Here is a 24,366-nt window from a genome sequence, read left to right on the forward strand (position 1 = left end):
TATGACTGATTATTGTTCATATTACTTCAGCAAATCTCTGAATGATCTTACCTATTCGGATATCCAGTCTTTTTTCCAACAAGAAAGGGAAGAGTCCATTACTTTGGAATTTAAGAGTGGACAGGATAATACAAAATCATTTGACGATCTCCTCAATAAAAAGATAATTCGAGCTATCGCTTCTTTCCTAAATTCGGAAGGTGGAATTTTAATTTGGGGGTCGCCACGTGAATCCGAAATAACAAAAGGTGATAAGAAAGTAAAAATAGCACAAGGTGATTTACAGCCAAATAAAGTTTACAATGAGAAAGATAAGCTTGTAAATAAAATCATTAGATCTATTTCTTATATGCCAGTTGGCGTCAATGTAATCGTATTAGAAGAAAATGATCAATATGTATACATCTTCGAAGTACAGGAAAGCCAAAACAAACCTCATCAGTATAATGATCAATATCCTATAAGAATAGACGGACAATCTCTCCCTGCCCCCCATTATCTTGTTGAATCAATGTTTAATCAAGTTAAATTTCCAACCATTGAGGGATACCTAAAACCATTATATTTTATCGAAAAAGACGGCGACTTAATTTTACATTTTGATTTCAAACTCTTCAATTTTTCTCCTTCAATCCCAGGGAAAGATATTCAATTATATATAAATACTTCGGGTGGAATATTTGAAGAAAGCAACGATAGTTTTGTTCAACCAGATCCAACGAAATTATTATGTTTCGGGCTCAATCCATCTCTCAAATTAACTTTAGCTATTAATGTATGGCACTTAAGAAATCCAAATTTTAAATCTAATATCACAATATTTATTTCCGGAGAAAACCTTCCAACTAAATTTTCTGAATATCGAGTTGATTTTCGAAAGTTGAATCAGAGCTTTAGAGAAGCATTGATACTAATAAATGAAAATCTAGATCTACACAAAACGAAAGATTTATTAGCCAACGATAGGGAGTCACTGATTGCTAGATTTCTTGAAGATGATGATTTTTGATTCAATAGTTGATATAGTCAAAGATGTGTTATTGCATAGCACAAAAACCTTCATAATATATATATGAAGATAGGACATACCTTTTTGAATTTTTAACTTTAAGTATTGAGCATATCTTCTATTTTATCCGCCAAAAGCTGTTTGCTTTTCCTTTTTATTATATTTATTTAAAAAGGGACGCAACCTTAGCTAAGTTTCGGAAGGTTTATAGCACGACATCCAATAGACACACAATGGCACTAGAATTAATACCTGTAATAGAAATTGGATATCACAATCAGGGCATTCAAACACCAGACAAATATCCTTATTGGGAATACCCGATGTTATGGGATAAATATAATGTTGAAAGCAACAAAAAAGCAGGTTTTAAAGACGATTTAAATCCATATTTAGCCGGATCATCATTTTACAAACTTTCTGAAATCACAGACAGCAATTTAACGAAACTTGTAATTGACCATACACACGAAATGAGGGCAGGAACATACAAACGAGAACAAGCAAGTGCGTTTTTTGGAGGTTATGTCCTTCGCATCGACCGGCAGGACAAATATTTTCCACAATGTTGTGGTGATCTTTCAGACATCCATTATTGGGAAAAACTTGCAAATGGAAAAGATGGCTATTATGCAGGACATCCGCAACCAAAAGTAAATGTGGACACGAACATAATTACGCTTGATTTTACTGTAGAAGAGTTTGACGAACACTTTGCCCCCACACCAAAAGATGTATTGGTTTCATTTGAAATATCATCTTTAAAGTCAGCAATTGAAAATGTAAAACAGGAATTAGAAAATTTCGAAGTAAGACTGGAGAGGATAAATCGGGACAACAATTTAAATATTGAAAGAATCGGCGAACTGTTGATATGGAATGATGAAGACTAGTAATAAGGAAAACGGAATGCAGACAATCGACATTTCAACTTGCTTATTATAAGAAATCGCCTGGAGGAAATTGTTTACTCGCATCTAAGCGAGCGCTTTCCTTATTCTGCTCAAGGACTGGGGCGTTATCTTGAGATAAGAAGCGATATATTGTTGTGGAACCTGTTGAACGATCGCTGGGTAACGTCGCAAAAGTTCCAGGTATTTCGTTTTCGCATCACCATAATTCAGAAAATCATTATCTTTTATTTTTTGAAGCAACGAAGCCTCACTAAGGGTTTTGAAATAAACATATAGATTTGGAATGGTCTGAAAATAACCTTCAAAAGCTGAAAAAGCTATCGTATAGATCTTGCTGGCAACCACTGTTTGAATAGCCTCTGTCGCAGGCTGCCTAGTATAATAACTTTCAAGATTTGCAAAAAATTGGTGCTCCTTGATAAAATACTTCGTAACATCGTTGCCTGATATATCCGCACCCAGCAAACGTAAGATACCGCTTTCAACAAAGAGAATCTCACACGCTACTTCATGGAGTTCTTCGATATAGGTACCCGCTTTTACCTGGCGTAATTTAAAACTCGCAGCAAGCAGATCAATATCGCTTGCCGCAAGTATTCCTCCAAAAGCAAGTGCAGCCTTAAGTTTTTCCATTATTTTACGATTTGTAGTTCCAATAGACTGTTTGCGCAGGAGATCACAGCTTCTTTAACAGGAATGGGCTTCCATCCCAGTTCTCTCTGCGCTTTACTGATATCTGTTTTCCTCCGAACCATCTCCAACAAAACTGGTTTGAGCTCGGGGCGAAATTGCGCAAGCATCCTTCTTATAAAGTTAGGAAATTCTGCTGTAGGAATTTTACGTCCCGGAAAATGATCTTTAAGGATGAGTGCAACAGCCTTGAGCGTTAAATACCCTGTGGCAGCGATATACCTATTGCCGGTTGCCTCAGGGCTTTCCATGGCCAAAATAAGGAGATCTGCAACAGAACGGACATCGACAAGATCGAAACCGATCTTGGGCAAAGCGGTATAACTCCCGTTCATCAAGGCGACAACGATCTCTGCAGAAGTACCATGATCTCTTTCGATCACCGGCCCCAAAATAGCCCCAGGACATACTGTAACCAATTCCAGCGAGCTAGCGTCCTTTTGGATAAAATTCCAGGCTGCTTTTTCGGCGATGGTTTTACTTTTATAATAGGGCGTCAGATCGGTATGCTGGACAATCACCTCTTTTATCGATGATATGCGATCTCCATTCCGTAGTGTACCTATGACCTCATAGCCCTTATTGAGCAATTGAATGGCCGTATGTGCGCCTAAAAAACCGGTAACTCCGGTCAGTAGTACTTGCTGATTTTTCATTTTCTTTTATTTATAAAGTTCGGATGATCTAAGCAAGCTACCATTACCATTTGTTAAGAAATACGGCTTTTTACATCTTTTGTGATCGGTTGCGCTACTTTACTGTTTGCGTCTGGATGCAGGCGGACAGATTCAGTAAAGATCATTGCTAATTTGCAAAAAAGAAAAGCTTATGATCAACTTAAAAACTTTCTATATCGCAATACTCCTTGCGGCAAGTTATTTTACCGCAACAGGACAGGTCACTATCAATAAAAAATCCAATACTATAGCCCAGTTGCATAAACAGCTCGATACTATTATACGAAAGGAAAATATTCCGGGTCTGATGGTCTCGATTGTCAAAAAAGATAGCATGCTATACGTTGGCGGACTGGGCTATGCTGACCTTCAGAAACGTCGTCCTGTAGATCAGCTCACCCAATTTCACTTTGCCTCTGTTACAAAATTTTTCGTGGCAATGGGGATCCAGCAACTAGTCGCCAGAGGAAGGCTTAAACTCAGCGACCGGATTCGCGATATAGCGCCTGAAATTCCTTTTAACAATCGTTGGGAAGATACAAATCCGGTGAGGCTGATTCACCTTTTGGAACACACCGCTGGATTTGATGATGTACAGCTCAACAGTATGGTAAATAGCGGTGAAAAGCCTCTACTTGGTATCGAAGCGATCAAGGCCGTAAGCAATTCGCTGACCGTCCGCTGGAAGCCAGGAACGATGATGTCCTACTCCAACCCCGGTTATAATGTACTCGGTTATATCATCGAAAAAGTGACGGACATGCCTTGGGATAAATATTTAGAACAGCATATTTTTTTACCACTAAATATGAATAATAGCTTATTTGACCGCAATGGAATACGTAGGCCTAACTTCGCCACAGGTTATGATTTTCAAGATGGTGAATTCAGGCCTATGCCGTTCTATCAGCCAGGCAGCAACGGAGCTGGCAGCGCATTGGTATCAAATGCCCATGATATGGCCAAATTTATGCTTTATCTGCTCAATGGCAGTGCCGACAGCACACTACCAAATAATGCCTATTTAAAGGAAATGGAGACTATCCACAGTACCCTTGCCAGCCAGGAGGGATTACAGACTGGCTATGCACTGGGAAATGATCTATTTCCGAATAATAAAAAGGTTAGCTTGCGAGGCCATAACGGCAAAGGGGAAGGTTTTGTATCCTGGCTATTTTTTAATCGCGAAGCTGGTATAGCTTATGCCATAGCAGCGAACAGCGTAGTCAATATGTGGCCGATCTCGCAAGCAATCGAAGACTTTCTAACTAAAAATATATCCCCACCGAAATTGACCAGCTTACCGATAGATGAACAAAAAATAAAACCGCTATTAGGCTACTACCAATTTATGAATCCCAAAAATGACCGTTGGGAATTCTATAGGCGGATCTTTGGCGGTATTGAATTAAGGGGTATCAGCAGGGATCGGCTTCTCGTCAAAAAAGAAAACGGACAGGTGGATTCACTGATCCACATCGGCAATGGCTTATTCCGCGCAAAAGAGGATATTATTCCTTCCTTTGTATTAGCCAAAGATTCCATGGGCCAACCTTTCTTTCAGGGTTATGGAAATAGTTTCTATCGAAAAGTTCCTCGGGCTTCCATACTCATACAGAAAATCCCCATCTATCTAGGAATTAGTGCCATTTCGATTTATATGATTTTTAGTCTGGTGGGAATAGTGCTTACACTCTTTGGAAAAATGAAGCTGATGGACCTCGGAATTCCTTTATTGCCAACAGTAGGAACCTGTTGTTTTATTTCAGCCTATCGGCTCATGGGATTGACAGACGCCAGTCACAAGGAATTGTTTACGTCTTATAATGCAACAAGTTTTTCTATTTTCCTGGGCATGCTCTTATTTGCAATATTTGTTATCGTCAGTATTTTGCTCCTCTATAAGCGTTGGTTTCAATTAACCCCGAGATGGTTGCGTATGCTCTTAGCATGCTGTAATTTCTTTTTATGCTACTTGGTTGCGCTTCTGTCTATAAATGGCTGGATCGGTGTGCCGATCTGGATGATGTAACTCATTTGGCCAATTATGTTTAAATTCACAGTACAAAGATAGGTTAATATAAACCATGGTCAACATACTCTATACTTTTCACGCTTTTTCAGCTGGTGCACTTTGGTTGCTCGGGACTTTAATTTTTATGGGGGTCAACAAAACAGGTCTCCAGGCCGACCGCTGGCTGGGCACATACTATTTTCTGTTGGCATGCTTATTTACCCAGCTCTTTCTCGAATGTTTTCATATCGACAACGAAGCTTTGATCCATGCCCTTGAACTACCCCGCTGGGCCACTCTCCCCTGCTTTTATCTCGCGGTTCATTACATGGTCAAACCAACGACGCCTATTCGGTATTGGGGATTACATTTTGTGCCTTTCTTGGCTTTTCTGCTTTTTTCTGCTATTTACCTGATACCGGGACTTTTTAATAGTTATATCCATCCGCCTAAATTACCGCAGTGGATCATATTTGCCGTTAAATATTTATTCTTTGCACAATGTATCTTTTATTGGATTGCCTCTTACAGACTCTTCAAAATACATCAAAAAAACATTCGCCAGCTGTCTTCCTATATGGAGAAGATCAACATGATCTGGTTGAAATATCTATTGATCGCACTATTATTTATGATCCTTGTCCGTTTGCTGGCGTTGGTTCATTTTATATTTAACTCCTTTGCACCAATCCTATATTTTATGGGCTCATTGGTACTTGGGTACGCAACTTTAACACAGCGGTCAATATATGCTGTTGAATCTACCGATAATCTGATTAATGAAAGTGATCAACCAAAGAAAATTAAAACCGACGAGCGGTTGACAGAACAACAGGTAGACACATTAAAAGAAAAAATCGTACAGAAAACAACAGCTGAGAAGTTATATCTGGATCCCGGCCTAACCCTCTCATCCCTCGCAGACCATATCGGCATCAATCCGCATGATCTTTCCTATATCATAAACAATGGCTTGGAGAAAAATTTTTACCAGTTTATCAACGAATTGCGCACGGAGGAAGCGAAAAGACTATTATTATCCGAAGAGGCCAAGCGACTTGATATGTTTGGGGTAGCGATAAGTGCAGGTTTCAATTCAAGAACAACTTTTTACAGCAGCTTCAAAAAGGCAACCGGAATTACACCGACCGAATATATGAAAGCCCATAGTAAACAATCAACTTAAGGAGGTGAAGTTTGTTCGATTGCATCCATTGGGACGGTTAACCTATCGAAAAGACCTAATCTTGTATCATATCAACACAAAAAATTATGATACAACAAATTAAACCAAGTATTCGCCAGAAAGCGATACGTCAAATTTCCAAAGCAACATACGGTCTTCTAGCCGGAGCATGTTGCCTTTTAGCCTCGTATGATACACTTGCGCAGACCGCCTCCCCAAGTACCTCCCTCCAACAAAATCAGACTTCGCTGAAATCATTTCAGGGCTACTACCAACTCCCCAACAAAGTAGCTTTCATTGCTTTCGACGAGCAAGATAATACGCTGCATGCAACACAGCTATGGGATCAGAAAAAAAGATATCAGCTCGTCCGTAAAGATGATACGCATTTTGAATCCAAAAACGAAGGCTATGCGATAGAGTTCTTAAAAAATAGCGCTGGAGATTTTAGCCAAGCCAAGATCCTGGGCAGAATTGTATGTGAGCGTGTACCGTTTGACCCCAATAAAATTGCAAGTCTAACCGCATCTCAACTGAAACAGCTTGCCGGAACTTACCTAATGGCCAACGACAACAATCTTAAAATTACCATACAGCCTTCAGCTCAGGGTTTAATCCTTAAACAATTATGGGATAACAAAACAATATCATTTACCCCTCGCTCTGAACTTTTTTTCCTCAACGAAGATGGTACCTTTCCTTTGACATTTTCTGTTGCCAATGGAAAAGTAGAGCAGATGACCTGTTTTGAAAAAGATCTTTGGTTGAAGGCTGATTAATAATCCCAATAAAAAAATAGTATGAAAAGAATGATTGTCTGCTTATCCTTTATTCTGCTGAGTATAGTGCAACTAAAGGCGCAGCAGGTAGCTGACGAACAGTTTCATTATCCCATTGCCGATCCGCACCATCGGATCGGTGATGGACCACTGCTCCTATTTGATGAGGCACACAACAATCCAGTTACTCTGAGAGGAACTTATGCCGCATTTTCAACTCTTCTGCAAGCGGACGGATATAGGCTTCGCAGTGCCAAAGAAAAAATTAATTTGGATAGATTAAAAGAAGCAAAAATATTTATCAGTGTAAATGCGTTATATGATCCAGAAAACTGGAGTTTGCCTGCCCGTTCGGCTTTTACTGATAAGGAAATAGAACTCCTTCGGCAATGGGTAAATGACGGCGGGAACTTATTTTTGGTCACCGATCACATGCCCTGTGGCGGATCGTTACAGGCACTTGCCGCGGTATTCGGCATTCATGTTATGAATGGTTTTGCACTACGCAAAGATGGGCGGCCCGAAATTTTTTCAAGAGATAGAAAAACGCTTTTGCCCAATGAAATCACAGCTGGATCAAGTACAGAAATAGACAGTATCATGTGCTGGGGTGGCACCGGATTTAAAGTCCCAGCAACCGCACAGATTATGTCTTTGTTGGACGATGAATATGAGATTTATTTACCTACTGATGCTAATCTGATAAAAAGACCTATACCAAAAAATATTCCCCGATTGCCAGGCAAAGGATTTGCAAATGGTGCTTACCTTCGATTTGGGAAGGGAAGAATTGTGATATTTGGAGATGGCGCTCCTTTTTCTGCCCAACTCTATGGCATTAAAAGTGAACAAAGGGGAATGAATCATCCTTCTGCTTACCAAAATGCACAGTTGCTGCTTAATATCGTTCATTGGCTCGACCAATGAACGATTAGCAAATACCAGTAACACAATTTTCTAAGATCATTCATAAATAGAAGTTTTATCAACCTCGAAATGGGATTGCCATCCTTCATAATCAAACACTGTTTTAACTGTACCTATTTTTGAGCAGGCAATTTCAAAACACGCACTCTTGAATAGCTTTACCTATCGTCATAGGGGATAAATCCTGCACGATAATCATATCGGAAGCCCAAAAATAGGACGCCTCATCACCTAGCATCAACATGTCAATGTTTTTTCTTTCCATTAAACAATGAATCAGTTTTCGGCGATAACTTATGGCAGATTGCCGAATAGTCCGTAATCAATAAGGATCCTGTTACCAATGGTACAGTCCGAGCAGAATGCTTGTCATGACAATGCTCCAATATACTTTGTAAGCTTTAAAAAGCCCTTTCTCCAGTAAATTATATGGAAACAATTAAAGCAATCAAACCGGGACCGAAGCCTAAAAAACCTGATGGAACGCCCGACAAAAGACGACGGGTTACTCCTGGAACGAAACCCAAACATCCGGATCTGAAACCGCACAAACATAAACTCGGAGATTCGAAGTAAGATACTATTTAACAAAAACGATGAAGGTGTCTCTGAATACGCCTTCATAACACCACAAAATTAGGATATGCAATTCTATTTCTTATCCTATGCTAAGTCGATCGAAGAACAAATCTTTTAAATTTATAAGACTGTAAATGATCAAAATCCAGATAGAAGACATAAATGTTCCTAATATGAAATCAATATTTGAGAAAAACATAAGAGAAGCGATCATCGAAAGAATTAATTTATTACACGAGGACAGCGATGCTCTTTGGGGAAAAATGACAGTAACGCAAATGGTCAGGCATTGTACATTATGTGAACAATATTACCAAGGATCCATAAAGGTTAAGCGTTCATTTTTAGGGCGAATGTTTGGTCAAAATGCGATAAAGGGGATATTGAAAGATGAAACAACAAGTTTTGGCAAAAGCGCACCCACATCCGCTGTATTCATCGTAAATGAAGACATACATGATTTAGAAATGGAGAAACGAAATTGGAAATTATTAATCGAGCAATATGAAACATTTGAAAAAGATGCATTTGTACATTGGTTCTTTGGTAGAATGTCCAGAGCCCAATTAGGTCAGTTCATATACAAACATTGCAACCACCATTTAAAGCAGTTTGGAGCGTAACCCAAAAAGCCAAGAAACCGCTACATGGGTCAGACGTTATAACACGTTCGTTCTAGGACAGGTATCTGAAAAGGGAATAAAGCTAATTTCATATCAGGTTACCGAACAGTATAAGCTGATGAAGTATTTTATGAATAATCACGAACGAATGCTATCCGAGTTGGGGTCAGATTATTAAATCAAACTGGTTGCACTGGCCGAAGCACATTTAACCATACGTCCGAAACTCTCCTTTTAAAATGTCCTGTTTTGAAAGGGAGGTCAACTGGCAAAACTCACAAAGTTTGGAAGTATAGAAATAGACGGAAATAGTGGTGGTTTTTTCACGACAGTAAACTTTGACTTTGGTATTTTTGTCAATAACACCAAGATAAAAGCTAGATTATTCAAGTATGATTATTCCGCGACAGAGTTAGAATTTTTAAAGTAACTAGTCATGAAGAATTGTCCCTACTTTAGCACCAATTATTTTTAACATCCTTTCAAATCCGACATCTGTCGGATGGGTACCGTCCACGGTTCCTTCCGAATCATCGCCTATTAAATGATCGGTTGGCAAGTAGTACAAGTCTTTATATCCGGTTTGCAGCAGTTTTTCATATTGTAACCTAAAATTCTTATTCTGCTCAGTCAATCTTGATTTCCACTTCAAATTGTAATTGCTTATCTCCCGTGTAATACTTTCTATTAACAATATAGGTACATCCGGATGAGATTTACGAAGCCGCGCTACAAAATTAAAGGTTCTTTCTTTCACCTCCTCGGGACTACTATTTGGTACACAATCCAAAATAAACAAATCCACAGTACCGATATCACCGAGCATATCTGCGACAGCCGGCTCCATACGGGCATTTCCGCTCACTCCCATATTAATCACATTAGCATTTAATCTACGGCCTAATTGAGCCGGATAAGCTAAGCCTGGACGGCTTGCTGAAGCTCCATGGACAATACTAGACCCATAAACCACCACCGTTTTATTAAAAGATTGTCTAGTGGCTAAAAAGGAAGCTTTCTCATCAATAATCACCTCAAAATCCAATAATTCTTTGTACAAAGGAAAATAAAGAAGAAATTCTTTCTCGGTGTTGGCCATATCTTCGACCACTATAGCATTACTTTCTACATTCTTGAGATCGGGACGGGCCACCCCGGCAAAGCGCCAGCCGTTAGCTTCTTTTACATATGCATCAAATCCCCGTGACATAATCGGAGTCGAATTATTACCCAATTCCGCATCGACTGTTTTCCATCTCAGGGATAGTTTACTGGTATTACTCTTAAAAGTGACAAACATTCCAGTAGCGTGTGTATACAATTTCTTTACGGCAGCAGGAAGGCTTTTATACTTTAATGTGTCTACACGGTGATATCTAGGGGTATTTTCAAAAGGCTTTCCTTGAATCTCAAATTTAGATGCAGGAATAACTTGTTGCGCGTAGCTAGAAAATGAACTACAAATAAGGATGATAAAGAGAAGCTTACTGATCTTTTTTTTCATTGCACTTTAAATTAATGATGAACAAAAGTCGTAATAAAATTCGCCCCCTATGGGGGCGAATTTTATTATTTACTGAGCTTAAGCTCTATAAATGTTGGGTAATGATCAGAAATATAATGTGTATATTCATTTTTGACAATACCGCTTTTGGTAAGCCGTGAGGCTGCTACTGAATTGGCCCAAATAAAATCTATACGCTTGGGATGACCGGTATTCTTTTGTTTGATATTCCCATTACCATCTTTAAAAGTCGGAACAGAACTTTCAAACTCCTTATGTAACAAACGATAGGTATCCTTAAATCCTGCTTCATGTAGCTTCCCCAATACAGAATAATCGATCGCCCCATTTCGCAAATTACGGATATGGTCATGCTTTTGCTCACTTTGCTTCATAGCGTCCAAAACTTCCATTCCATATTTGTCCTTGTCCGATATATCCAAGGAATTAAAGTCACCCATAATAAGTATAGGTTCGTTACTCGGGATCTCATTGACTTGCGCCAAGATATCCGTCACTTCCTTCAATCGCTTCTCATAACTGAATGGCGAAAAATGAATGACAAAAAAGTGTATACCTTTTATTTTCGCATAGATGTAGCTATGCCACATATTTTCAGTGACCTTCCTAAAATTAACCAAAGGATACTTGGAGGTAATGGCCACAGGAAATCCATCTTCCTTAGATTGTAAAACATAGTCGTGACCGATACGCTGTCCCAATTGCTCCAGTGTCTTTTGCGTATATCCATTCATTTCTTCCAAGGCAATCACATCCGGTTTCCAGTCCTGTGCAAAGTTTACAAATCGATCTATATTGACCGAATCTTTCTTTAATCCATAAAGCACATTATACGATACAATCTTTAGTGTTTCCTGCGCATTTGCAATACACAGATTCGCTGCCAAAATGACGGCAATAACAATAATATTTTTATAGTTTTTCATATTCTTATTTTTAAGTACCTGATTTGTCCCAACCTTTATTTTGCTCGAGCTTGGTATTTAATTGAAGCTCTTGTGTCGGAATTGGATAGTAGTAATCTTTTTCCTCTGTCCATTTTTTTAGAATGTCCGGCAAATTGACAATACGGCCACCATTTTTTCCATTTTCTAAAACCAGTTCACCTAGTTTCTGATATTGGACACCAGGTTTTTTGGTAGGCGCAGTGCCTTCGTAAATTACCAGGTCCAATTTGCCATCTTGATCCAAATCGTATTCGCCTGCTCCAGGAAAATACATTCCATAAAATGGTTTGGCAACTTTCGCTCCTTCTTTCCAGCGTAACAGGTCATTATAGCGTAGCCCTTCTTTTACAAGCTCAATACGGCGCTCTCGGCGAATTTCCAAGATTGCCCCTGTTTGGCCACTCTTACTAACATTGGGATAAGCAGCCAAAAGATAGGGATCAGCTTTGGAATTGGCATCGGCCAACACCAAATTGGGCATATTGACACGATCCCGAAGTAATTTAATGGATCTGTCGATATCATTCTGATTGATTGTACCCAATTCGGCCTTCGCTTCGGCATAGTTAAGTAATACTTCTGCATAACGGATAATAGGCATATCATTGGTGCTTTGCCCAGCATCAAAGCTCGCTGCAAGAATATACTTGACATATTGATATCCTGTTACGGATGTTGCAAAATCAGGAACTGATGTTGTATTTGCACCGATACGCTTGTAACCTGGTGTACGTATCGTTTGCGATAGCCGCGGATCGCGATTCTGCGTTTCTTCGTAAAACGATAGTTTATCAAAGTTAAGCTTGTCGGTAAATCGGCTTCCATCTTTCATCAAGTAATTATTCACAAGCTCTTTAACCATACCCGGACGGCCGTAAGAAGCGGACAAAATATAGAAATTCGCAGAATGGACAAAAGGAACAGATGCGCTATACTGCCGCGCCAAGATCATTTCTGCAGGATTGGCATCTTCTGCAATGAACAGCTCCTGATAGGCTTTATTTGGGTCACTTTTGTAGATACTGTAGGTATTGGACTTCATTAACTCGTCGGCGGCAGACACACTTTGCTGAAGCATGTCTTCCCAATCGCCCAAGCCATGGTATTTGCGAAATGTACCCTCAAATAAACACATGCGGGATTTAAAAGCCAAAGCGGTCCATTTGCTGATCAATTGAGCGCTTTTGGCTGTACTGCAATTGGCGATAGCAAAATCAAGATCTTCAAGTAATTTAGCAAAAACAACTTTACGTGAATCTCTAGGTTTGAACATCGCAGGATCATCCAGCTGATTTACTTTGTCATACCATGGTACGTCACCAAAGCGAACGATCTTGTCGTAATAAAAATATGCACGAAAGAACCGAGCTACACCGTCATACTGCAACCGTGCTGCCTCATCTGTACATTTGTGCGAATTTTCAAGGTAAAAATTGATACGACGAAGGGATGTCCATGTCCACCCTCCTCCACTCGCTGGAGTGGTACGAGTACCCTGAAATTCAGAAGCGAGCGTATTACGTGCTTCGTCATCGCCCTGACCCGGTGTATTGTAATGTATGGCCAGCGCATCCGGAAGATCTGCATAAAAAGCATTGGTAAAGGTCTGCAACTCGGAAGCGGTCCGAAAATAATTTTCAGGTGCCAATTCGGCTATGGGGTATCGCTCCAGATAATCGTTGTTGCAAGAACTAACTGCAAGTCCAATAATGAGCGTAAAAATATTGAGGTTTCTTTTCATGATTTTTCATTTTAAAATTTACACGCACAAACTAAAAAGACAATTGAGCACCAAAAGAATAGACACGGCCTACAGGATAACTCCTGCCGGTATTATCGCTCATTACTTGTTCGGGATCGATGTAATCGGTCTTCAACTTCGTCCAGGTATGTAGGTTTTCTCCACTGAAGAACACACGTAGCTTATTGATCTTTGCCTTTTGAGTAAGTGTGACTGGAAATGTATAACCTACAGTCAGATTACGCAGCTTTAGGTAGGCTATATCTTGTATATACATATCGTTGGCGACAGAAAGTTCAGAATTTTGTGCTGTATAGCCGCGTAAAAAAGGGAAATAAGCATCAGGATTTTCTGGCGACCATATCTTATCCTGAAAGTTCGACGGAATAAATGAATCGTATGGTCTGGCATAAACGGACCAAAAAGCTTGTGCTTCAAGATTAGGATACCAGTTTTGCTTCCCTACTCCTTGAAAAAAGGCAGAAAGGTCAATTCCATTCCAATTCGCCCCTAGGTTTAACCCATAGGAGTAACGCGGTTGATCATTTCCGATAATGGTACGGTCACCAGGATTGGCAAGCGTATTATCGCCAGCATCAATGATACCATCGCCATTGAGATCCAATATTTTGATATCACCTGCTTGAAGCATGCGCAAGTCTGCTGTGGGAGCCTGAACACGACGCCTATTGATCTGATCTTGATTGACGATTTTCGCATACTCCTGTGCTTCTTCGGTTGTCTTAAAAAATCCGTCGTAATGATACCCCCATATTTCGCCCAATTTTTGTCCTGTATAATAATTGCTCAATAGCCCAGCATCGTTGGCAAACTTGGTAATTTCAGCCTGATAATCTGACAGCATTGCCCTAACCGAGTAATTAAAAGGTTTTCCGCTTACATCAAAATGGTCCTTCCATAAAAGGGAAAGCTCAAAACCTTTGGTCTTCAGGTCGGCTGCATTCTCCTTGGGTTCAGATGCACCAAATACAGCCGGCTGGGTTTTGCCTTTACTCAGCATACCCTTTGTCTGCCGGACATAAAAATCAGATTGAAAATCGAGCTTGTTATTAAGTAAACTAAAATCAAGGCCAATGTTGCTGGTGGTAATTTTTTCCCAAGTCAATGTGGGCGCTACCGGCGCGGGACTATTGGCAACATTTAACTTTTGACCATTGACTAAATAGGAGATCTGACCTGTACCCATGGATGAAATATAAGCATAGGTATCCACCTCCTGGTTACCAAGTGAGCCGTACGAATATCTAATCTTCAGGTTATTGATCTTGTTTTTCAGTGGAGCAAAGAACTTCTCCTCGCTGATGCGCCAGCCTGTAGAAAAGGATGGAAAGAATCCAAAACGACTGTGCTTTGGAAAACGTGAGGTACCATCGTATCGACCACTTACCTCTAGCAAGTATTTGCCTTTGTAATCGTAATTGGCACGATAGAACCCTCCACGTACTGCCCATTCATCGCCACCTGCCTCAAACTGCTTCTCCCCGATCACCAAATCAAGATCATTTAAATTCTCAGACAATAGATCCTGACCGATTCCTCCAATGCGCTTATAAAAACGGTCTTCTTGATTAAAACCGCCCATTACAGTAAGGTGGTGATCGCCAAAATCTTTTTGGTAAGTAGCAAAAACATTGATAAAATGCCAAGCATATTTACCCATATTTTCCCGAAGCTTATCTTGATTCAAAGCTCCGAGTGAAGACAATTCGAGCTGTCCAGGATATTTCGAATAATACTGTTTGGTCTGTCGGTAGGAATAATCAGAACGATATTCACGATAGGAATAGTTTCCAGTTAGGGATAGACCTTTTCCCAATTTCAAAACCGCTTCTGTCATATTGGTAAATTCTGTACCCCGCGTGTAGCCACGCATTGTACCGCTTTCGAGCGCATTGTGCAGGCCGTATCCAATAGGATAACTATTGATACCCGAATACCCCGTAAGTGTGCCATCCGGATTTCGCGGCACGTACATCGCATGATAATGGTAGGTCGGACTATTGCTCACGTTGTTGGCAACGGTGCTGAAATTATTTTCCAATCCGGCCCAATCATAGCTGGATTTGAAAAAATGCGTGCTATTGCTGATGGTCAGCCAGCTTCGGATATCTGACGCGATATTTGCACGTAGATTATAACGTCCAAATTTATCGGGATCAATATTGAATATTCCTTGTTCACTCGCCTTGGAACCAGATATCGCATAACGTGTATTGCCAGAAGATCCAGAAAAAGAAAGATTATGCTCGTTTTTTGGCCTTGTTTTTTTGTACAAATAATTGAACCAATCGAAGTTGGCATAGTAACGATATATGTCATTACCACTAGCATCTTTCTTAACCACAACCCAGGGTCTGTCCGGATTCTCAGTCTTATCGTTAACACGTGCAAGTAATTCTTCATAATCCTCATCGGTATAACGCGTGGTCCGATACCCTAATGCGTTATACATAGCGTCATCGTTGATCTTCGCATTCCAATAACCACTCGTTATGAAATCAGTATTTGTGGCATGGGTAGTGAAACCAATATTATTATTATATTCAATGGAGGTCTTTCCATTTTTACCCCCTTTTTTGGTTGTGACCAAAACAACACCGAAGGCACCACGCGCTCCATAAACAGCCGCTGCGGAAGCATCTTTAAGCACCGTTACGGACTCTACATCATTGGGATTAATACGATCCAAGGTACCTAGAATACCATCAATCAAAATCAATGGACCACCACCGTTAATGGATGTATTTCCCCTCACATTGACTGAACCACTTGTACCGGGTTTTCCTGACCCAAAGACAATGTTGAGATTGGGAATATTGCCCTGAAGGGCTTGGGTAAGCTGTGTGACAGGACGATCTTCAAACTCCTTACCCGATATTTGGCTCACCGCCCCGGTTAGGTTAACTTTTTTCTGTTCACCGTAACCGACTACAACGACCTCATCCATTGCAGTAATAGCCACATCTAGGCTAACTTGAATTTCATTTTGTCCATCTACATTTACCTCCTTGGACTGATAGCCTAACATTGAACATACAAGCTGATCATTATTTGTTTTAAGGCGAATCTCAAACCTACCATTGTCGTCGGTAGTTGTTCTATTATCCGTTCCTTTCTCCGTTATAATAACATTGCTAATTGGATTGCCCTTTGAATCTACCACTTTTCCCCCTACGCGACGCTGTTGAAGGACAAGCGTATTATTGAGACCTGGAACATATCGATTCCACGGGATTCCCGCTGCTGTAGAAGCTGGCTTGCTTAATACGACATTATTGTCCATAATCTTATAGACGATCTGATAGTTTGCAAGCACATCCTTCAATGCATATTCGAAAGGTACATTTTTGTAATCGACATCGATACGCTTGGCATTGCTTAGCAGAGTAGCTTTATACAGAATATTGTAACCGCTCTGTTCTTCTAAAACCTTTAATATGGTTTCGAGTTTAGCATTTTTCTTTTGGAAATTGACTCCTTGCCCAAATGTAATTGCACTCAACTGGAGGTTAGAGGCCAGCAACAAGGGAATCGCTAATGACATTTTCATAGCAAATTCTTTTTTGGCAGAGATCCTACTTTTAGGCAAAGGATCTCCATACCGTTTTTTTTTTGTACTTTTGCATACGGTTGTAATGGTTTTTAAGTCTATTAAATCTTTTTCAGCCTGGTCTTTTCGAAGACAAATTCAGGGGCGGTCGTAACGCTCCTGAACTCTTCTTTATGGGTTATCTTTTCACATAAATTTTCCTCCCTTTCAATTCAAAATGAATATCTCCGACTAGTTCGATCGTACGGAGTAGTTTGTCGATATTATCATATCTTGACACTGTGCCCGAGAAAGCAAAGTTTTCGGGATGATAATCAAAGTGGACTTCCACGTCATACCATCTACTGATAATTTCCATGACTTCGTCAATAGGTGTATTATAAAAAGCAAATTTTCCTTCTTTCCAGGCAATGAAATAGCGCGGGTCAACAGCTGTCTTTAGAAACTTTTTGCTCGTAAATTGAAACACTGCTTGCTCAGCAGGACTTAAGTAGAGGTTGTCCTGTGGGCTATCTTGAACATTTAATTTCACCTTGCCTTCCACCAAAGTTGTCACGATCGATTTGCCATAACTTTGAAGGTTAAATGCTGTCCCTAAAACTTCCAATTTCTGATTACCTGCATGAACAATAAAGGGCACCCGTCTTCCTTGATAGACCTGTTTAGCAACCTCAAAATAAGCTTCACCCTGCAATTGTACTTTCCTTTCATCACCGTTAAAACTAATTGGATAACGTAGTGTAGTAGCGGCATTCAGCCAAATCTTTGTACCATCTGCCAATAGCAGCTTATATTCTCCACCTCGTGGCGTAACGATTGTATTATACGCTGTCTGCTGATTGCTAGTCCCTGAGCTTTTCAGACGATAGGATATAATACCTTTGTCGGATTTGATAATTTCAAACGCACCATTATCTATAATCGTATCCAATTTTAATTTTTCGAGATCTATACGCTCGCCACTTTCTAAAATTATTTCGGCTTTTTGGGATCCGGGAACTACCGCAGGTAGACTGTTGACCATTGCCCGGTCATCCGGTCTATTTTCTTGTATAAAGAAGAAGATCGAAGCAGATATACCAACTAGCAACAATATAGCTGCGATACTAAAATAATGTAGAATGTGAATTGATGATTTCTTTATAATTGGACTGGAAACAACTTGGTCTTTTATTCTTTCATCTTCAATGATTGTCTTAAAAAGATTATCGTGCGCAATTTGATTGTCTGGAGACTGCTCTATCTCTCCCTCGTCCATAAGCTGTTGCCACGCATTCAAAAAATCCGGATCATTGAGATAATTGGCAAAATTTTGCTTTGCACGCTCGTCTAATGTTTTTGCCAAAAATTGGCTGATAATAATCTTATATGCTTCTACTTTGGACATCCTTATTTATTGTACGCTATAATATTATTCGTACAACTAGGATCGATGAACTAGTCAAAAGATATTTTTTATTAAAAAAAGGATTAAAAGTAAGCCGTCAAGTTTCAAACGTACAAACTGGCATGCTGCTACAAGATGGTTGCGTACGGTATTTTTGGAAATACCAATTTCTTCGGAAATTTCTGCATAACTCATTTCCTCTATTTTGCTCTTATGAAATACAAGTTTTTGCTGTGGCGGTAAGCAGGATACAATCGTCTTGAGTACTTTATCTAAATCTTTATGAGCGATTGTCCGCTCTAATTCATCACTTAATTCATCCCATTCTGCCAATTGTGATACTTGATATTTTTGTCTAGACAACTCTTTTCGAAACAAAGTGATGGCCGTTCGCTTTGCTACTAAAAATAAAAATGGAAAGATAGCTTCCACAGAGGGGATTGAATTCCGTTTTAGAAAAAGTTGCACAAAAATCTCTTGCATAACCTCCTCCACGTCTAATTCGGAAGAACATACACGACGTACTTTGTGATACATCAAAGGCCTATAAAAATCAAAAATCTTTTTAAAAACCTTCTCGTCTCCCAATTTAAAGCGATTAAACTCATCAAGACTCAATGGAACTGCATTTAAATCCATGGTTATATTTTCCCTAGGTTACACTTGGTCTAAGCAACAAAACTTATATTAAATCTATATAAATGCAGGGTTATTTCAAAATTAAATATGAGTATCCCAAAATTTCAGTCAGTTTTCAACAGGGTTACTACCCAACAAACCGATCTATAGGCCATTCTTCCAAAAAAGTTTATTCACAACCGACACTATATATCTGGGCAACGTAATACCAGGATTACAAATAGAGATGGAAATCATCGTTAATGAGCTCTATATTTTGCCATGTTAGATTCTTTTCTGTAAATTCAAAAACCAGTAAAGTCATATGGATCATTTAGAACCTATACCATTATGGACATTAGTAGCTAACATCAAACAGGAAATTAGCTATGGTCAAGGAAAACTGCAAACCCGTTATGGCACGAAACAGTTTAGCCCGGGCACCAAGGTATATATTATCGATTGGTATGCCGGGATGTGCCAAGCTATTACCGTAATCGGCTTGTCCAGAGATACGAAAAAATTAATTACCATCGTTATACAGGCTGAATGGGTTGAAAACTTCCGTGTCAAGTTATGCTACAATCCTAAAGTATACTCAAAAATAAAGACCTACTTTGATAAGGAAGAAACTGGAATGCAACGGTATACAGAAAAATTTGTAAATGATATGTTTATCGGTATACCCCAATGGATTGAACCTATTTAACTCTCACAACGATAATGTGAGTTACCTTTGCCACAATTGATTATGTATATGGTCAAATATTAGCCATTACAGTAAATTACTTTGTGCTGAATTTTAGATAATGGTCTTTCATCGGTATCCCATCTGCAGTACGGAATGCATTTCCTGTAATGATGATCTCATAGGTTTTGTTTGGTTCTAACTCCCAATCTATAAGCACGGATTTCTTATCTGAAGAATAACGATGTCCTTTTATCACCGGAAAACCTTCTTTGGAAATCCCCCTAAATGACCGTCCCTGTCCCAATAAGGGCCTGTCGAAATTTATCTTCAGCTCCCTTAAGGTGTTGTTGACATTGGTTTGTCCATCCTGAATTCCCTCAAAAGAAATGATTTTTGGTCTTCTTTCTTCAAAAGCTGCATCTAAAGAAGAAATATCTGCAGCGTAAGATCGATAAGCTTTGGCAAGTACAGGCATATAGCTCTCTAAAGTAGGATATAAGTCTCGCTGACGATCAAAGTGTTCAAGTTCATCAACAAGTTTCTCAATCCAAAGAAATCCCCTATCTAGCTGTCCATTGGTTTCCTTTGAAATCTCTTCGAAGCTGAAATTATGATCTTTTTGATATTTGATAACCGCAGCTCGAACCAATGCCTCGTTCAACATCGTTTGCCAGCTACCGTATGCCTGCCGGTTCATTTTCTCCTTTACGACGCTATATAATTTTTCGCCGCTGTCTCTAAAAATTGTCGTGTCTTTTTCCAATAAATAATTAACAAAGGAGTGGTTAAACTCGTGAAGTAATGTAGGGAAATAGCTCTGTAACGGAAATTCAGCCATGCCAAGACTATCCATACTCCATGTCCCCATAATAGCGTAGACTTCCTTAAGACCCTGTGGATTTTTAATGGCTACCCCATAGTTACCGCCGCCATTCCCCAAACCATTCACAATCAAAAACTTTTCGGATGGTTTCTTACCATAGAATTTAGGGTACCAGTCCAATTCAATATGTTCATAAATTGGAAGAAAGCGCCTTTGTACCTCATGGTACAGTGCCTGGTTATCCTGAAAAAATCCTTTGCTATTACTGTCTTTGTAAAACTTCTTTAATAGTCTTGCGAATTGAAGAGCATTAGCTCTACTCCACCTTTTGTCCAAGGTTTCGCTGATATTTTTTTGCTTAAGATTGAACTTATCATCAAGATGTATGGCCATACTCATCACTGCATCGTAGCCTATGCCATTTTCATTTTTAATCTTATTGACAAAAGTGATCAATTCGTGTTCTTTAAAAGGACCATAGTGTTCATTGATTCGATCAACGTAGCGCTTAAAAATGCCTGAACTATACTCTTGATTGCCAGCAAGTCTAAATACAATACTCAGAATCTCGATACGCTCATCAACTTTTGGCTTATCCATAATTTCGTTACGCTGCCCATAGGTAAGCATAAATGATAAACTGAATAGGATAATCAATACATATTTAGAAGTTTTTTCGAACATATTGGAAATAGGCTTTACCATCTTTTATTTATTTTGTACTTGAATGGGGATTCCAAATAGTTTGCCAATAAATTTAACACACTATTTGCCAACACACTACGAACGAATTCCCTTCTTAGTACTGACCGTTATTGAACACTAACCGTTCAATATTGGACAGGCTGCCAGCCATTTTCTATAATCTTATTCATTAATATTAAATTGATCACTTAAGTCTTATAACTGTTTGAAAGCATATTACATTTCTTGTGCAACGTTACCTAAGTTGACAGCTGTTAGAAAAGAATAAATTCTTAAATTAGTTCAATAATTGTTTAGATCTAATTAGTTGAATTTAAAACTGCTTTACACCAATAATATGACCACCCTAAGATTTATATTGCTTGCACTTATATCAGTTGTTTGGTCACTGCCCTCAATACTTCCAAAAAAAAGATGATCATGTGGTCAGCTCCTTTATCATTTTATTCTATTCTTTTGGAATTTACCCAAAATTGATCGTCCGAAAAGAAATTTTTGAAACTTCATTAAGCTTGAATAGTATTACGTTATACCCCTTTGTTTCCGTCCAAAAATATTCTGTAAATATTCATATGGAGCACCCTGTGCTATCGGACTTTATGTTTACTTCCTGTGGGCCATGCCTTAAAAAATTAACATATTTACAGGCAATCATGATCCGCTTATCAGTAATAAAATACAAGACCATCTCTTTTCGCAGTGATTTCCTTTAATTGATCATAGTCCATATTCAAACATTGGTATAGCGTAAAAATCACACCTGAGCGCATGGAATAAATTTCATCGGGAAGTCGACCCAAATTTGTACCGTTCAAAATAACGTTATTCACGGCCTTCAAAGCACAAATCTCTACAGGAAATTTCTTGAGCTTACTATAATTGAAATCCAGTTTTAGCAGACCGTCCAATTGTCCAAAACTGCTTGGAAAATCAGTAATCGAAGATGCCCTTGCATTGATTTCCTTCAGGCTCTTAAGTTTTCCGAATGTTTCCGGTAGAGTTGTCAGTCTACTATTCTCCATATTCAGATAGGATAAACTACTTAATCCGCCGAACTCATCTGGAAGCTTCTCTACAGAAGGGGATAGCCAAAGATCTTCTAATTTTTTAAGGTTACCTATCGAAGCCGGTAAAGTTTTAAAATTACCGCCCACTAACCAGAATCTAAGATTAGACAAGTTCCCAATATTATCAGGAATAGATTGTAAGCTTTCTCCTTGAATCCAAAGTTGTTTTAAGCTCTTGAGGTTACCAAAAGATTGTGGCAGTTGCTGAAGCCTACTTTCTCCGTAAATTTCAAGCGTGTCCAACTTAGTCAAATTATCGATATCCGAAGGCAAGGTAACTGGTGATGATCCCGGATAAACAAAACTAAAACGTGCAAACCTCAAATTACGGCATTGACTCAAACTTGATGGGATATAAGCCTGTTGCGCGAGAATTTCCGTAGACACCAGTTTGGTCAAGTTTCCAAAATCTGAAGGAAGCTGGGTAACAAAACAATCGAGGTGTTTTAAATTGACCAGTTTACCCAACGTGCCGCTGAAGTCTACATCGCCGACATACCGCATAATAAGGGTTTCGAGCGACTTTAAATTTCCAAAAGTTTTTGGCAATACCACGGTATATCCCAAATCGGGGGTTCGCATCGGTGTGAGGTGAAATGATTTCAATTTGGTCAGATTGCCAAAATTATCGGGAATGGTAAGATAATAACCTACCCGATCCAGACTAAGTTCTTCAAGGGCAAGGTAATGATCGCCGAAAATAGTCGGAACATCTTTCAATGAAGATCCACCTAAAATAAGCTTCCTTAGATATTTAAATGCCTTAAGCGCAGGAAAGAAATCTGGTTCATTAAAACGATGTGCAATACCTGAAGCCTGCATATTTATTTCAATAATATGTCCATCCTTATCTTCAACAACACGTCCACCGCGCCCCATTTGCAATTCATTTAATGCCTCGTCTTCCTGATATTCGCCAGTCTGTACCTTTTTGGTAAACTGATAATTTTTCCCAGCATAAGTCATCGTATAGGTAACTTGATAGCTGGTATTGGAATAACCATGCAATTCAATGGTTGGATTTTCTTCTACCGGTCTAGCCCAACCATCGTGGTATGTGCTATGTAGATGACCATAAGCTTTATCGAAAGACCATTTACCTTTATATTTCGGATCCACGGCAAAGTGAAGTATCGTCTTAAAGGATGAAGGTGTGTTTTCTTTAATATCGATATGTAACTCGGGTATTTTAACATCGACTGTGGCCGTATTACTATTACCGCTACCTTTTACCGTCCAGGTAAGGATATATTCCTCTCCAGGCACTCCCCTAAAAAACGAATTAGGGTTATTAGGGTCGTCGATTTTCACATAATCTTCCACTACAGTTCCTTTTGTTATACTCCATGTACCTGTTTCCCCTTTTTGTAAGGCGCTACCCTTTAGCTGGACGGTGAATTCGTCATATAGTTCAGTGGGCTCGGCCTTAGATTCATATACTGTTTTCAGGACATCCTGGTATTCCTTCTTTGAACAGGCTACAAATAAAAAGCTTTCAAAAAAAACACAAAGAAATGAACACCAAAATAATGTAGACTTATGATACATGGATATTAAGGTTGAGTTGTAAAATTAAATATTGCTGAACGCACTGAATTCCCGTTGCTGTCGTTAACAATCAGTTGATAATAGTATTTTTTCGATTTTTCTAAAGGGGAAAAGAACACACTATACTTATTGTTATTTTGACTCACGGCATTGTAGATTTTTCCTCCGGTCTGTTTGTACATAACGGCAAGATCATCGTGTATATATACTTCAACTTTACTATATGGATACGAAGCAAGTGTAAAAGACAGTATGTACTGGCCTTTATCTAAAGTAACTTTATTTTGAATATCTGCAAAAGCATCTATTTCGTTATATACGGTTTCCTTTTTGCAGGAGCTCATA

At 39.1% G+C, this 24,366-nt stretch carries 20 protein-coding genes; 9 read left to right on the forward strand and 11 right to left on the reverse strand.

Annotated elements, in window-relative coordinates:
• The first annotated feature begins 1 nt into the window (after nt 1).
• Nucleotides 2–1,009 carry an AlbA family DNA-binding domain-containing protein gene (locus BV902_RS21105; protein WP_075993635.1) on the forward strand — a complete coding sequence of 336 codons (1,008 nt, stop codon included), beginning with the start codon at nt 2–4 and terminating at the stop codon, nt 1,007–1,009.
• Nucleotides 1,010–1,242: 233 nt separating this feature from the next.
• Nucleotides 1,243–1,902 (forward strand): hypothetical protein, encoded by a 660-nt coding sequence (locus tag BV902_RS21110; RefSeq protein ID WP_075993636.1) that lies wholly within the window; start codon nt 1,243–1,245, stop codon nt 1,900–1,902.
• 84 nt (nt 1,903–1,986) lie between these two features.
• On the opposite strand, the gene BV902_RS21115 is transcribed toward BV902_RS21110, so the two are convergent.
• Complete coding sequence (locus BV902_RS21115) at nt 1,987–2,556, reverse strand: Crp/Fnr family transcriptional regulator (protein WP_075993637.1); 570 nt, start codon at nt 2,554–2,556, stop codon at nt 1,987–1,989.
• Nucleotides 2,556–3,269, reverse strand: a complete 714-nt coding sequence (locus BV902_RS21120) for an NAD-dependent epimerase/dehydratase family protein (RefSeq protein ID WP_075993638.1) — start codon at nt 3,267–3,269, stop codon at nt 2,556–2,558. The genes BV902_RS21115 and BV902_RS21120 overlap by 1 nt, the downstream gene beginning before the upstream one ends.
• Before the next feature lie 172 nt (nt 3,270–3,441).
• Between BV902_RS21120 and BV902_RS21125 the strand changes: the two genes are divergently transcribed.
• The 6 genes from BV902_RS21125 (at nt 3,442) to BV902_RS21145 (ending at nt 9,398) form a co-directional block, all read left to right on the forward strand.
• Nucleotides 3,442–5,322 carry a serine hydrolase domain-containing protein gene (locus BV902_RS21125; RefSeq protein ID WP_075993639.1) on the forward strand — a complete coding sequence of 627 codons (1,881 nt, stop codon included), beginning with the start codon at nt 3,442–3,444 and terminating at the stop codon, nt 5,320–5,322.
• A gap of 55 nt (nt 5,323–5,377) precedes the next feature.
• Nucleotides 5,378–6,490 (forward strand): helix-turn-helix domain-containing protein, encoded by a 1,113-nt coding sequence (locus BV902_RS21130; protein WP_075993640.1) that lies wholly within the window; start codon nt 5,378–5,380, stop codon nt 6,488–6,490.
• Nucleotides 6,491–6,576: 86 nt separating this feature from the next.
• Nucleotides 6,577–7,269: a hypothetical protein gene (locus BV902_RS21135; RefSeq protein WP_075993641.1), complete on the forward strand. Its 693-nt coding sequence runs from the start codon at nt 6,577–6,579 to the stop codon at nt 7,267–7,269.
• A gap of 21 nt (nt 7,270–7,290) precedes the next feature.
• Nucleotides 7,291–8,196: a hypothetical protein gene (locus tag BV902_RS21140; RefSeq protein ID WP_075993642.1), complete on the forward strand. Its 906-nt coding sequence runs from the start codon at nt 7,291–7,293 to the stop codon at nt 8,194–8,196.
• Between the two features lie 429 nt (nt 8,197–8,625).
• Nucleotides 8,626–8,772 carry a hypothetical protein gene (locus tag BV902_RS27600; RefSeq protein WP_172840718.1) on the forward strand — a complete coding sequence of 49 codons (147 nt, stop codon included), beginning with the start codon at nt 8,626–8,628 and terminating at the stop codon, nt 8,770–8,772.
• 176 nt (nt 8,773–8,948) lie between these two features.
• The gene (locus BV902_RS21145; protein ID WP_075994912.1) at nt 8,949–9,398 is read left to right on the forward strand and encodes a DUF1569 domain-containing protein; all 450 of its coding nucleotides are present in this window, start codon (nt 8,949–8,951) and stop codon (nt 9,396–9,398) included.
• A gap of 430 nt (nt 9,399–9,828) precedes the next feature.
• On the opposite strand, the gene BV902_RS21150 is transcribed toward BV902_RS21145, so the two are convergent.
• The 6 genes from BV902_RS21150 to BV902_RS21175 all read right to left on the reverse strand — a co-directional run bounded on the left by BV902_RS21150 (nt 9,829) and on the right by BV902_RS21175 (nt 19,208).
• Complete coding sequence (locus BV902_RS21150) at nt 9,829–10,902, reverse strand: SGNH/GDSL hydrolase family protein (RefSeq protein ID WP_083663708.1); 1,074 nt, start codon at nt 10,900–10,902, stop codon at nt 9,829–9,831.
• A 65-nt stretch (nt 10,903–10,967) separates the two neighbouring features.
• Complete coding sequence (locus tag BV902_RS21155; RefSeq protein ID WP_075993643.1) at nt 10,968–11,849, reverse strand: endonuclease/exonuclease/phosphatase family protein; 882 nt, start codon at nt 11,847–11,849, stop codon at nt 10,968–10,970.
• Nucleotides 11,850–11,859: 10 nt separating this feature from the next.
• Nucleotides 11,860–13,611, reverse strand: a complete 1,752-nt coding sequence (locus tag BV902_RS21160; RefSeq protein ID WP_075993644.1) for a RagB/SusD family nutrient uptake outer membrane protein — start codon at nt 13,609–13,611, stop codon at nt 11,860–11,862.
• Nucleotides 13,612–13,642: 31 nt separating this feature from the next.
• The gene (locus tag BV902_RS21165) at nt 13,643–17,182 is read right to left on the reverse strand and encodes a TonB-dependent receptor (protein WP_075993645.1); all 3,540 of its coding nucleotides are present in this window, start codon (nt 17,180–17,182) and stop codon (nt 13,643–13,645) included.
• 178 nt (nt 17,183–17,360) lie between these two features.
• Nucleotides 17,361–18,569, reverse strand: coding sequence for a FecR family protein (locus BV902_RS21170; protein WP_075993646.1), 1,209 nt, complete (start codon nt 18,567–18,569; stop codon nt 17,361–17,363).
• A 54-nt stretch (nt 18,570–18,623) separates the two neighbouring features.
• A complete protein-coding gene (locus tag BV902_RS21175) occupies nt 18,624–19,208 on the reverse strand; it encodes an RNA polymerase sigma factor (RefSeq protein ID WP_075993647.1) in 585 nt (194 codons plus the stop codon).
• Between the two features lie 304 nt (nt 19,209–19,512).
• Between BV902_RS21175 and BV902_RS21180 the strand changes: the two genes are divergently transcribed.
• Complete coding sequence (locus BV902_RS21180) at nt 19,513–19,896, forward strand: hypothetical protein (RefSeq protein ID WP_075993648.1); 384 nt, start codon at nt 19,513–19,515, stop codon at nt 19,894–19,896.
• A 76-nt stretch (nt 19,897–19,972) separates the two neighbouring features.
• Here the strand turns inward: BV902_RS21180 and BV902_RS21185 are convergent, their stop codons facing one another.
• The 3 genes from BV902_RS21185 to BV902_RS21195 form a co-directional block, all read right to left on the reverse strand.
• Nucleotides 19,973–21,406, reverse strand: coding sequence for a DUF4932 domain-containing protein (locus BV902_RS21185; protein WP_083663709.1), 1,434 nt, complete (start codon nt 21,404–21,406; stop codon nt 19,973–19,975).
• Nucleotides 21,407–22,071: 665 nt separating this feature from the next.
• Nucleotides 22,072–24,021 carry a leucine-rich repeat domain-containing protein gene (locus BV902_RS21190; protein WP_075993649.1) on the reverse strand — a complete coding sequence of 650 codons (1,950 nt, stop codon included), beginning with the start codon at nt 24,019–24,021 and terminating at the stop codon, nt 22,072–22,074.
• A 5-nt stretch (nt 24,022–24,026) separates the two neighbouring features.
• A complete protein-coding gene (locus BV902_RS21195) occupies nt 24,027–24,365 on the reverse strand; it encodes a hypothetical protein (RefSeq protein WP_075993650.1) in 339 nt (112 codons plus the stop codon).
• Nucleotide 24,366 lies beyond the last annotated feature (1 nt).

Origin of the sequence: Sphingobacterium sp. B29 (genome assembly GCF_001952815.1) — a bacterium.
GTDB classification, from domain to species: Bacteria; Bacteroidota; Bacteroidia; order Sphingobacteriales; family Sphingobacteriaceae; genus Sphingobacterium; species Sphingobacterium siyangense.